Raw genomic sequence first — 11,607 nt, forward strand, 5'->3', positions numbered from 1 at the left:
GGAGAGTGGAGTCCAGAGGTAGGGAGGGGGGATTCGAAACACCCCTCCCTATCTCTGGCCCGCGCGGAGCGCAAGCCGCTTGAACAAAAGAAAAAACTGCCCCGCGCTGCCAGCGCGAGAACCTACACAAAAGAGGAAGGATAACCATGCAGAATATCGACCTGATTTGCGTCGGCAAGCTCAACGCGAAATACTTCGCCGAGGGCGTGGCCGAATACCAGAAGCGTCTGGCGGCGTTTGCGTCCTTCCGCATCATCGAGCTTCCGGAAGAAAAAATCGAAGAGAAAAACGCCTCCGACGCTGTGGTGAAAAAGGCGCTGGATAAAGAGGGAAAAGCCATCCTCGGCAGCGTCCGCAAGGGCGCGGCAATCGTCGCCATGTGCATCGAAGGAAAACAGATCTCCTCCGATGAGCTGGCCCAGTTCCTTGCCGACCGCGCAAACAGCGGTGCGGGAGATGTGGCCTTCGTCATCGGCTCGTCCCACGGCCTCTCGGATGAGGTCAAGCGCGCGGCGGCGCTCAAGTTCAGCATGGGCCGCATCACGATGCCCCACCAGCTGGCCCGCCTTGTTCTCACCGAACAAATCTACCGTGCCTGCACCATCAATGCCGGAATGAAATATCATAAGTGAACCTCAAAGCCCTCGCAGAAGCGGGGGCTTTTGTCGTCTGCGGAAAATTTCGTCAGACGCTTTATTTTTTACCATTTTTCTATATGATAAATCCGATTGTGTTGTTCCGGATGCGGGGCAAGGCTTTACAATCCCCGCAAAACATGATAAAGTAAAGATACTGTGCTTTTAACAGGAAAAGCACGCCCGGCTGCGGGGAAAGCAACCGGGACAAATACACAACACGACACGGCAAACCAGCCGCGGACGGAAAGGATGTACTTACAATGGAACAGAGCGAAAAGACCCTTGATATGATCGTCAATCTCTGCAAGAACCGTGGTTATGTGTTCCCCGGTTCCGAGATCTACGGCGGTCTGGCCAATAGCTGGGACTACGGCCCTCTGGGTGTCGAGTTCAAGAACAACGTCAAGAAAGCATGGCTGAAAAAGTTCGTGCAGGAGAGCCCCTACAATGTGGGCCTCGATGCCGCCATCATCATGAATCCTCAGACCTGGATCACCACCGGCCACGTTGCCGGTTTCTCGGACCCGCTGCTGGACTGCCGTGCCTGCAAGGCCCGCCACCGTGCTGACAAGCTTATTGGCGACGAGCACCCCGAGGTCAACGTCGATGCCATGAGCTTTGACGAGATGGACGCTTTCATCGCTGAACACGAGGATATTGTCTGCCCCGTCTGCGGCAAGCACGACTTCACCCCCATCCGTAAGTTCAATCTGATGTTCAAGACCGCCATCGGCGTCACCGAGGACAGCTCTTCCACCTGCTACCTCCGTCCCGAGACGGCACAGGGCATCTTCGTCAACTTTGCCAACATCCAGCGCACCACCCGCCGCAAGCTGCCCTTCGGCGTCTGCCAGGTGGGCAAGGCATTCCGAAACGAGATCACCCCGGGCAACTTCACCTTCCGTACCCGTGAGTTCGAGCAGATGGAGTGCGAGTTCTTCTGCAAGCCCGGCACCGACCTCGAGTGGTTCTCCTACTGGAAGGACTATTGCGAGAACTGGCTGCTGAGCCTCGGCATCAAGAAGGAGCACCTGCGCCTGCGTGACCACGAGCCTGCAGAGCTGGCCTTCTACAGCCGTGCTACCACCGACATCGAGTATGCCTTCCCGTTCACCGACTGGGGCGAGCTGTGGGGCATTGCAGACCGCACCAACTACGACCTGAGCCGTCATCAGGAAGCCTCCGGCAAGAGCCTCGAGTACTTCGACAGCGAGACCAACGAGCACTACATCCCCTATGTCATCGAGCCGTCTCTGGGCTGTGACCGTGTGGCTCTGGCCTTCCTGTGCGAGGCTTATGATGAGGAGCACCTGACCGACAGCAAGGGCAAGGAGGACATCCGCACCGTCCTGCATCTGCACCCGGCTCTGGCTCCCTATAAGTGCGCTGTCCTGCCCCTGAGCAAGAAGCTGGGTGACAAGGCAATGGAGATCCGCAATGAGCTGAGCAAGTACTTCATGGTGGACTACGACGATACCGGTTCTATCGGCAAGCGCTACCGCCGTGAGGACGAGATCGGTACTCCGTACTGCATCACCGTGGACTTCGACACCGTGGGCGACGAGGCCAAGGGCATCGTGGCCGACAACTGCGTCACCGTCCGCGACCGCGACACCATGGAGCAGGTTCGTATGCCTATCTCCGAGCTGAAGAGCTACATCGAGAGCAAGATCGAGTTCTGATAAAAACTCACTTTTGTGAGTGAGAAAAACAGCCCCGCCGTTGCATTTTCGGCGGGGCTGTGGTATAATACAAATAAAGAAAGTGCTGTCTGGCAAACGGTCAGCACCTTTCCGGCAAGTCAATTACAACAAAGAATGACCGCACGAGTGGGCTAAACTGGGCGGTCATTTTTTGTTGTTGAAAATCTTCCACGCAATATCAAACATCCCAAAACCCACAGTTGCAAGCAACGTGAGAAGAGCTAAAGTTTCCAAAAGCGTCATGAAGCATCACCCCTTTCGCTGTGGAGCGTCGGGGGCATAACAAAAATGTTCGCCTTCCCGACGCAGTGCCGGAAAGGTGTAGACCGCCTGCCGTATGTAGACAGCACTCTCAAATACAAGTATAACAGACGTTTCCCGTTTTTTCAACCGGTAGAAACGTCTGTTTTGTTTTTATCGGGTGGACAATTCGCCCGGGAACGGTTATACTGTCAGATAGAAAATGCACCGCCGTGGTTTGCACGGCAGAAAGGATATTCCGTGGAAAACTTTACTATTCTTCTGAAAAAATATGCCGATTTCATCGTCCGGGTGGGTGTCAATCCCCAGCCGGGCCAGACCCTTGTCATCAACTGCTGCCTCGAGGCCGCACCGCTGGCCCGTCTGTGCGTGCGCAGTGCCTACGAGGCCGGCGCCCGTGACGTGCTGGTGAATTGGAGCGACAACGACGTTTCCCGCAGCCGGATGGAACTGGGTAGCGAGGAAGCCCTGAGCGATTTCAAGTCCTGGCAGCTGCGCCGCTATCTCGACTACGCCGAGAGTGAGGGCGGGGTCTGCGTGCTGCATATCCTCGCCGATGACCCGGAAGTCTACGCCGGTCTGGACGGCGCGAAAATCAGCCGGGTGAACGCCGGTCAGCGCAAGTTCATGGCTCCGTGGCGCGAGTACACCATGAACGACCGCGTCCAGTGGTCCATCGCCGCCATGCCCAGCGCCCCGTGGGCAAAAAAGATGTTCCCGGAGCTGGACGAGGCTGCGGCCATCGAGAAGCTCTGGCGGCTCATTTTCGATGTCTGCCGCGTGACGGGCGGCGACCCCGTCAACGAGTGGAAGGCCCACCTCGACCGTCTGACCGGCCTGAAGGACAAGATGAACGCCCTCGACCTCGAGAGCGTCCATTTCGAGAGCAGCAACGGCACGGATCTGACCGTCGGCATCGCCGACAAGGCCACCTGGGAGAGTGCCGCCAGCGTCAGTGAAAAGGGCGTGGTCTTCCTGCCCAACATCCCCACCGAAGAGGTCTTCACCGCACCCCACAAGGACAAGGTGAACGGCATCGTCTACGGCACCAAGCCCTACGTCTTCAACGGCCAGCTCATCAAGGGCTTCCATGTCACCTTCAAGGATGGCCGCGTCGTGGAGCACGGTGCAGACGAGGGCGCGGAGCTTCTGGGCCGGCTGCTGGACACCGACGAGGGCGCACGGAGCATCGGCGAAGTGGCGCTGGTGCCGGCGTCCAGCCCCATCAACCGCAGCGGCGCGCTGTTCTACAGCACCCTCTTCGATGAGAACGCCGCCTGTCACATCGCCTTTGGCGCCAGCTATCCCGGCACCACCGAGAACGGCACCCGCCTGAGCAAGGACGAGCTGCTGGCCCGGGGCATGAACCAGTCCGCCATCCACGAGGACGTCATGGTGGGTGCCGAGGACAGCCATATTACCGGCAAGTGCCGCGATGGACATACGGTTGACCTGTTCCGTGATGGTGTGTGGGTGCTGTGAGAAGAGGATTTTTCACGAAAAAGCTTGCATAATCCGCAAGAGTATGCTATATTCTAATAGTACGCTATAGTTTTATTGGAAAGTGGGCCGCAAGGTCCGCTTTTCTTGTTTGTTTGGAGGTTTTTTATGGCGAAGCAGTCTGGCGGCAACACCGCCCAGAGAGTCGAAGCGCTTGTCCGCCCCGTCGTGGAGGGCATGGGCCTGCGCCTGTGGGATGTGGTCTTTGAGAAGGAAGGGCCGGACTGGTATCTCCGTGTGCTCATCGACAAGGACGGCACCATGGACACCGACACCTGTGCCGAAGTGTCCCACGCGCTGGACCCCATCCTCGATGAGGCAGACCCCATCGACCAGAGCTATTATCTCGAGGTGGGCAGCCCCGGCCTTGGCCGCAAGCTGACCCGCCCGGAGCACTACGAGGCACTCAAGGGCGAGAAAATCGGCGTCAAGCTCATCCGCCCCACCGCCGACGGCGTGCGCGAGTTTGCCGGCATCCTGAAAGGCCGCGAGGGCAGCACCGTCACGGTCGAGACGGAGAACGGCCCGGTGAGCTTTGAGGTGAACGCTGCATCCGGCGTCCATCTCTGTGATGACGAACATCTGTTTGATTAAGAACAGCCCTCTCAGGCGCGTTCCGCGCCAGCTCTCCCAGAGGGAGAGCCAAAGATGAATCGAGAAAAGATACCATTATAATCTAGGAGGAACCCGAAAAATGGCAGCAGCGAACAACGAATTTTTTGAAGCTCTCTCCATGCTGGAGCACGAGCGCGGCATTACCGCGGAGTACCTGATCGAAAAGATCAAGGCTGCTATCGTCATCGCCGTGAAGAAGAACTACGAGGTCGAGGACGACCACGTCATGGTCGAGATCGACCCCAACACCGGCAAGTTCAACGTCGCCCTCATCCAGGACGTCGTGGCCGATGAGGACTGGTACGACGAGCACAGCGAGATCGGCATCACCGAGGCTCAGCACATCCGCAAGAGCTATCAGGTGGGCGACCGCGTCGTGACCCCCCTCAAGACCAAGGACTTTGGCCGCATCGCAGCCCAGACCGCAAAGCACGTCATCCGTCAGGGCATCCGTGAGGCTGAGCGCAGCCAGCAGCTGAGCGAGATCCAGTCCCGCGCCCACGACATCGTGCAGGCTACCGTCACCCGCGTTGACCCCGAGAAGGGCATCGTTGCCCTCGACCTGGGCAAGGGCGGCGAGGCTATCCTGCCCCGCAACGAGCAGGTCCCCGGCGAGGTCTACACCGAAGGCCAGATGCTGCAGGTCTACATCGTGGATGTCGTGGCAAGCGAGCGCGGCCCCCGCGTCATGATCAGCCGCACCCACCCCGGCCTCGTCAAGCGCCTGTTCGAGCTGGAAGTGCCTGAAATTTACGACGGCACCGTCGAGGTCAAGGCCATCAGCCGCGAGGCCGGCGCCCGCACCAAGATGGCTGTCTGGTCCAAGGACGCCAACGTCAACCCCGTCTCTGCCTGCATCGGCCCCCACGGCGACCGTGTGGCCGCTGTCGTCGAGAAGCTGGGCGGCGAGAAGATCGACATCGTGAAGTGGAGTGAGGACATCTCCGAGTTCATCTCCGCAGCTCTCAGCCCCGCAAAGGTGGTCAAGGTCGAGCTGCTGCCCGGCGAGACCCGCTCCTGCCGCGTGACCGTGCCGGACCAGCAGCTGAGCCTTGCCATCGGCAACAAGGGCCAGAACGCCCGTCTGTGCGCCCGCCTGACCGGCTACAATATCGACATCCGCCCCGAGAGCGGCTACTACGGCGAGGAAGAGCCGAAGGCTGCCGAGGCTGAGAAGACCGAAGACACCGCCGCAGAATAAGCGCGGAACACCTGCCGAAGGAGGGAAAACCGGATGGCACAAAAGAAGATCCCTGCCCGCCAGTGCATCGGCTGCCTGACCAGCCGCCCCAAGAAGGAACTGGTGCGTGTGGTGCGCGCACCCAGCGGAGAGATCAGCATCGACCCCGTGGGCAAGAAGCCCGGCCGCGGTGCTTACCTCTGCCCGGATGCCGCCTGCCTTGCAAAGGCAAAAAAGAAGAAGGCGCTGGAGCGCTGCTTTGAGCAGCCGGTCCCCGCCGAGGTATACGATGCACTGGCCCAGCAGCTGGCCAGTGTGGAAGCAGAAAAGGAGGCCGACCGCGATGGCAAAGAAGCATAACGCCCCCGCAAAACCGGCCCTTGAGCCGAATGAGGCCCTGTTCCAGGCCGTGAGCCTCTGCCGCAAGGCGGGCGCTCTGACCATGGGCTTTGACGCGGTGGAAGACGCCGTCGTCAAGGGCAAGGCATGGCTCGTGATGACTGCATCCGACGCCAGCCCCAAGACCGTGCAGCGGCTCAACTACGCTGTGGGCGATATGGTGGACGTCATCCCCATGCCGCTGACACAGGATAAGCTGGCTGACATCAGCCGCAAACCGGTGGCCATTTATGCCGTCACCGACCGCAACCTCGCCAAGCTCTGCTTTGACCGGCTGACGGCGTGCGGAGCGATTCAAACTGAGGAGGATATGAGCGAATGACCGTAAAATATAAAGTGAGCGATTTTGCAAAGGACCTGAGCATCTCTGCCAAGAAGGTCCTCGACGAGCTGAACGCCATGGGCAGCACCGGCAAGAAGAACAGCTCCACTCTGGAAGAGAACGAGCTGAACTACCTGCTGGAGAAGTTCAGCAAGGACAACAGCGTCAAGAGCCTGGACGAGTTCCTGAACAGCGCCAAGGCTCCCAAGGCTGAGCCGAAGCCCGCCGAGAAGAAGGCGGAGCCCAAGGCCGAAAAGAAGCCCGAGGCTCCCAAGGCTGAGCCCGCAAAGGCCGAGGCAAAGCCCGCTGCCAAGCAAAACAACAAGAAGAACGAGCAGCACAAGAAGCGCGAGGAGAAGACCGTCTCTCTGAGCGAGCTGGCCCGTGAGACCGGCGCAAAGGCTACTGCAGCTTCCGCTCAGTCCGTCTCTGTCCGCCGCGAGGACAATCAGGTCACCGTCGATACCCGCACCGTCGATATGAACGTGGACCGCTTCGACGCCCGTTACGACGATCTGGCTTCCACCAAGAACACCGAGAACCGCCGCAAGCCCACCCCCCAGGGCAACAAGCAGAAGTTCACCCAGCGCGGCCAGCGCCAGCGCCAGCAGTTCCAGAAGGGCAAGCGTGAGACCGAGTTCGAGCGTCTGCAGCGCATCCAGCTGGAAAAGGCCCGCAATGCGCAGCTGAAGGTCCTCATCCCCGATGAGATCACCGTCGGTGAACTGGCTGCCCGCCTGAAGCAGCAGGCCGGCAAGGTCATCGCCAAGTTCATGCAGATGGGCGAGATGCATGCCATCAACGACATCATCGATTTCGATACCGCCGCTCTGGTGGCCGAGGAGTTCCACGCCAAGGTCGAGAAGGAAGTCCACGTCACCATCGAGGAGCGCCTGTTCACCCAGGAGGAGGATTCTCAGGACGATCTCGTCACCCGTCCCCCGGTCGTCTGCGTCATGGGCCACGTTGACCACGGCAAGACCAGTATCCTGGACGCTATCCGCAAGACCAATGTCACCGCAGGCGAGGCTGGCGGCATCACTCAGGCCATCGGTGCATATCAGGTCAAGGTCAACGACAGCCTCATCACCTTCCTGGATACCCCGGGCCACGAGGCATTCACCTCCATGCGCGCCCGCGGTGCCAACATGACCGATATTGCAGTTCTGGTCGTCGCCGCCGATGACGGCATCATGCCCCAGACGGTCGAGTCCATCAACCACGCCAAGGCCGCCAACGTCAAGCTCATCGTGGCCATGAACAAGATGGATAAGCCCACCGCCAACCCTGAGCGCGTGATGGAGGGCCTGACCAAGTACGGCATCATCACCGAGGACTGGGGCGGCGATGTCGCCTGCATCCCTGTCTCTGCTCTGACCGGCATGGGCATCAACGACCTGCTGGAGCGCATCGCTCTGGAAGCTGAGGTCATGGAGCTGAAGGCTAACCCCAACCGCCGTGCCAAGGGCGCTGTTGTCGAGGCTCGTCTGGACAAGGGCCAGGGCCCCATCGCCACCATTCTGGTGCAGAACGGCACCCTCCACTCCGGCGACGTCATCATCGCCGGTACCGCCGTGGGCCGTGTGCGTACCATGCGCAGCGACAAGGGCATTCTGCTGAACGACGCCGGCCCCTCCACTCCTGTGGAGATCACCGGTCTGACCGCTGTGCCTGAGGCCGGCGACCTGTTCGAGGCCGTCGAGGACGAGCGTCTGGCCCGTGAGCTGGCCGAGCAGCGTATCGCTGCCGCCAAGGAGAAGCAGTTCTCCTCCTTCCAGAAGGTCACGCTGGATAACCTGTTCAGCCAGATGGCTCAGAACGATATGAAGGAGCTGGCCATCGTCGTTAAGGCTGACGTCCAGGGCTCCGCCGAGGCCGTCAAGCAGAGCCTCGAGAAGATCTCCAACGACGAGGTCCGCGTCCGCGTCATCCACGCCGGTGTCGGTGCCATCAGCAAGTCCGACGTTGACCTGGCCGACGCATCCAACGCCATCATCATCGGCTTCAACGTCCGCCCCGACAACGTGGCGAAGGAAGAGGCCGCTGCCACCAAGGTCGAGATGCGTATGTACCGCGTCATCTATGACGCCATCAACGACGTCACCGACGCTATGAAGGGTATGCTGGCTCCCAAGTTCCGCGAGGTGTCTCTGGGCGAGCTGCAGGTCCGTCAGGTCTACAAGATCTCCAACGTCGGCACCGTCGCAGGCTGCCGTGTCACCAGCGGCAAGATCACCCGCGACAGCAAGGTGCGTGTCGTCCGTGACGGCATCGTCATCACGGAGGACGAGATCGCATCTCTGAAGCGCTTCAAGGACGACGCCAAGGAAGTGGCCGAGGGCTACGAGTGCGGCGTTACTCTGGCAAAGTTTGCCGACGTCAAGGAAGGCGACGTCTACGAGGCCTTCAAGATGGAAGAATACCGCGACTAAGAGAAATAACCTCTCAGTCTGCCTTCGCTCGACAAGGCCGGGTTGCGGCACCCAGCATCCGCAGCACTTCGTTTGCGTCTTGCTGGCCGCTGCCCCAACAGCGACTCCCTGTTTCCGCCACTGGCGGCGGTCGTCGTTGTTGCCCCTACCGAGGAGAGCCTCTGGCGAAGAGGTGAAGCTTTACGAAATGCCAAGGACTCTCCTCGATAGGAGAGGTGGCATTGCGAAGCAATGACGGAGAGGTTTATTTTAGAGGAGAAACTATGTCTCAGAAAAATATGGGCCGTCTGGCGCAGGACATGAAGCGTGAGCTCATCGCCATCATCGGACGGCTGAAAGACCCGCGGCTGGAGGGCGGTCTGCTGACCGTCACCCGGCTGGATGTGACGCCCGACCTGGACGTGGCGAAGGTCTATGTGAGCGTGATGGGCCGTGAGGACGGCCCCAAGCCCGCTATCGAGGCCCTGAACCGCGCCGCAGGCCATGTGCGCACCGAAGTGAGCAAGAAAATGCACATCCGCAAGGCACCCCGCTTCATCTTTGTGGAGGACGACGGTGCCGCCTATGCAGCCCACATCAATGAGCTGCTCCGCACGCTGAATGTGAACGGCGATGCTGAGGACTCTCAGCCCGCCGAGACCGAGGAATAAATCCAGCGCTGCGGAAAGGATGGATCCATCAAATGACAGAACAGCTCAATGTGCAGCAGATGGCCGAGCGCCTCTGTGCTGCGGACAACATTCTGGTCCTGTGTCATAAAAACCCGGACGGCGACACCATCGGCTGCGGCAGCGCCCTCTGCCACGCGCTCAAGGCGCTGGGCAAGACGGCAGCTGTCCTCTGCTCCGATGCAGTGCCTTCCCGCTACAGCTTTACCGCACCGGTGCCGTTCCGGGGCGAGTTTGAGCCCAAGACCGTTGTGGCCGTGGATGTTGCCAGCGTGCAGCTCTTTGGTGAAAACAACGGTGTGCCGCAGTATACCCGCCACGTCGATCTCTGCATCGACCACCACACGGGCAACAGCGGCTATGCGGATTTCACCCTGCTGGACGGCAATGCGGCCGCAGCGGCAGAGCTTCTGTATGAGGTCATCAGCGAGATGGGCGTGGAGATCACGCCCCTCATCGCCAACTGCCTCTACACCGGCCTCGCTACTGACACCGGCTGCTTCCGGTTCTCTTCCACCACTGCCAACACCCATCTTGTAGCTGCAAGGCTCATTCTGGCCGGTGCGCAGGTGGAGGAGCTGAACACCCTGCTCTTCGACACCAAACCCCGGGAGAGGATGGAGGCGGAGCGTATCGCCCGCAACCATCTGGAATATCATCTTGAGGGCCGCTGCGCCTTGATGTATCTGACCCGGGACGAGATAGAGCAGAGCGGCGTGGACCCGGCTGACCTGGAAGAGCTGACCAGCCTGCCCATCAGCATCGAGGGGGTCAAAGTGGGCCTGCTGCTCCGTCAGCAGCCCGGCGGCAGCTACCGCATCAGCGTGCGCGCCGCCAAGGGCGTGGACGCCTGCGCCATCGCACGGCGTCTGGGCGGCGGCGGCCACACCCGCGCAGCGGGCTGTGAGCTGCTGGGCAACCTCGACAACGCCAAGAGCGCCATTCTGGCCGAAGTGGAGGCGGAACTCGACCGCCCCGAGACGCAGGAGGAAAGCTGATGCAGGGCATCCTTATCGTAGATAAGCCGATGGAGTGGACCAGCTTTGACGTCATCGCCAAGCTGCGCGGCATCCTCGGTACCCGCAAACTGGGTCACAGCGGTACGCTGGACCCCATGGCCACCGGCGTTCTGCCGGTGTTCTGCGGCGGGGCCAGCAAGGCTGTGGACCTTCAGCTCGACCACACCAAGACCTACTGCGCCCGGCTGCGGCTGGGGATGCAGACCGACACCGGCGACATCACCGGCACCGTGCTGGAAACAGCCCCGGTGACGGCGGGGGAGAAGGAACTGCTGGCTGTTCTGCCCCGGTTCCTCGGCCCCCAGATGCAGACGCCGCCCATGTACTCGGCTGTCAAGATCAACGGCCAGCCCCTCTATAAGCTGGCCCGCGAGGGCGTCACGGTGGAGCGGAAGGCCCGTCCCATCGAGATACTGGACATCCGGTACGGCGGCAGCCCGGTGGAGAACGAATACGTCCTCACCGTCCGCTGCTCCAAGGGAACGTATATCCGCACTCTGTTGGAGGACATTGCCGCCGCTATGGGCCAGAAAGGCACCATGAGCGCCTTGCGCCGCACGACGGCGGGTGTCTACACCGAGGCCGACGCCCACACGCTGGAAGAGATACAGGCGGCAAAGGACGCAGGCCCCGAGGCACTGCAGGCTTTGATGCTGCCGGTGGAGAGCGTGTTTGAGAGCCTGCCTCTGCTGGTGGCAGAGCCAAGGGTGGAGCAGCACCTGTACAACGGCTGCCCCACCAGCCGCTACCCGGCGGCAGACGGCCGTTACCGTGTCCGCAATGCCGAGGGTCAGTTCCTGGGCCTTGCGAACATCACCGGCGGCGTGCTCAAGGTCGAAAAACTCTTTGTAGAGAGGAATTAAAGAACAT

11 protein-coding genes are annotated in these 11,607 nt (G+C 60.6%); all 11 read left to right on the top strand.

What is annotated here, in order from left to right; genetic code table 11:
* Positions 1-146: 146 nt before the first annotated feature.
* The 11 genes from rlmH (at position 147) to truB (ending at position 11,600) form a co-directional block, all read left to right on the top strand.
* Complete coding sequence (gene rlmH, locus AAAU26_RS01400; protein WP_158403043.1) at positions 147-632, top strand: 23S rRNA (pseudouridine(1915)-N(3))-methyltransferase RlmH; 486 nt, start codon at positions 147-149, stop codon at positions 630-632.
* A gap of 266 nt (positions 633-898) precedes the next feature.
* Positions 899-2,320, top strand: a complete 1,422-nt coding sequence (locus AAAU26_RS01405) for a glycine--tRNA ligase (RefSeq protein WP_227619075.1) — start codon at positions 899-901, stop codon at positions 2,318-2,320.
* A gap of 522 nt (positions 2,321-2,842) precedes the next feature.
* Entirely contained in the window at positions 2,843-4,084 is a 1,242-nt protein-coding gene (locus AAAU26_RS01410) for an aminopeptidase (RefSeq protein ID WP_227619074.1), read from the top strand.
* Between the two features lie 126 nt (positions 4,085-4,210).
* Positions 4,211-4,696, top strand: coding sequence for a ribosome maturation factor RimP (gene rimP, locus AAAU26_RS01415; protein WP_158396369.1), 486 nt, complete (start codon positions 4,211-4,213; stop codon positions 4,694-4,696).
* 100 nt (positions 4,697-4,796) lie between these two features.
* Entirely contained in the window at positions 4,797-5,918 is a 1,122-nt protein-coding gene (gene nusA / locus AAAU26_RS01420) for a transcription termination factor NusA (protein ID WP_015565881.1), read from the top strand.
* Between the two features lie 33 nt (positions 5,919-5,951).
* On the top strand, positions 5,952-6,257 hold the full coding sequence (rnpM, locus tag AAAU26_RS01425) for an RNase P modulator RnpM (protein WP_158396373.1): 306 nt from the start codon (positions 5,952-5,954) through the stop codon (positions 6,255-6,257).
* On the top strand, positions 6,241-6,618 hold the full coding sequence (locus tag AAAU26_RS01430) for a L7Ae/L30e/S12e/Gadd45 family ribosomal protein (protein ID WP_015565883.1): 378 nt from the start codon (positions 6,241-6,243) through the stop codon (positions 6,616-6,618). The genes rnpM and AAAU26_RS01430 overlap by 17 nt, the downstream gene beginning before the upstream one ends.
* Complete coding sequence (gene infB, locus AAAU26_RS01435) at positions 6,615-9,050, top strand: translation initiation factor IF-2 (RefSeq protein WP_227619073.1); 2,436 nt, start codon at positions 6,615-6,617, stop codon at positions 9,048-9,050. The genes AAAU26_RS01430 and infB overlap by 4 nt, the downstream gene beginning before the upstream one ends.
* A 263-nt stretch (positions 9,051-9,313) precedes the next feature.
* A complete protein-coding gene (gene rbfA, locus AAAU26_RS01440; protein WP_015565885.1) occupies positions 9,314-9,700 on the top strand; it encodes a 30S ribosome-binding factor RbfA in 387 nt (128 codons plus the stop codon).
* A 32-nt stretch (positions 9,701-9,732) separates the two neighbouring features.
* Positions 9,733-10,716: a DHH family phosphoesterase gene (locus AAAU26_RS01445; protein ID WP_227619072.1), complete on the top strand. Its 984-nt coding sequence runs from the start codon at positions 9,733-9,735 to the stop codon at positions 10,714-10,716.
* Entirely contained in the window at positions 10,716-11,600 is an 885-nt protein-coding gene (gene truB, locus AAAU26_RS01450; protein WP_149794864.1) for a tRNA pseudouridine(55) synthase TruB, read from the top strand. The genes AAAU26_RS01445 and truB overlap by 1 nt, the downstream gene beginning before the upstream one ends.
* The last annotated feature ends 7 nt before the right edge of the window (positions 11,601-11,607 follow it).

It is taken from the genome of Faecalibacterium longum (assembly GCF_040094125.1).
Taxonomy (GTDB): domain Bacteria; phylum Bacillota; class Clostridia; order Oscillospirales; family Ruminococcaceae; genus Faecalibacterium; species Faecalibacterium longum.

Coding starts and splice junctions, on each gene's coding strand:
- nusA (WP_015565881.1), top strand. CDS start 4,797: ATGGCAGCAGCGAACAACGAATTTTTTGAAGCTCTCTCCATGCTGGAG.
- rbfA (WP_015565885.1), top strand. CDS start 9,314: ATGTCTCAGAAAAATATGGGCCGTCTGGCGCAGGACATGAAGCGTGAG.
- rlmH (WP_158403043.1), top strand. CDS start 147: ATGCAGAATATCGACCTGATTTGCGTCGGCAAGCTCAACGCGAAATAC.
- AAAU26_RS01445 (WP_227619072.1), top strand. CDS start 9,733: ATGACAGAACAGCTCAATGTGCAGCAGATGGCCGAGCGCCTCTGTGCT.
- rnpM (WP_158396373.1), top strand. CDS start 5,952: ATGGCACAAAAGAAGATCCCTGCCCGCCAGTGCATCGGCTGCCTGACC.
- truB (WP_149794864.1), top strand. CDS start 10,716: ATGCAGGGCATCCTTATCGTAGATAAGCCGATGGAGTGGACCAGCTTT.
- AAAU26_RS01430 (WP_015565883.1), top strand. CDS start 6,241: ATGGCAAAGAAGCATAACGCCCCCGCAAAACCGGCCCTTGAGCCGAAT.
- infB (WP_227619073.1), top strand. CDS start 6,615: ATGACCGTAAAATATAAAGTGAGCGATTTTGCAAAGGACCTGAGCATC.
- rimP (WP_158396369.1), top strand. CDS start 4,211: ATGGCGAAGCAGTCTGGCGGCAACACCGCCCAGAGAGTCGAAGCGCTT.
- AAAU26_RS01405 (WP_227619075.1), top strand. CDS start 899: ATGGAACAGAGCGAAAAGACCCTTGATATGATCGTCAATCTCTGCAAG.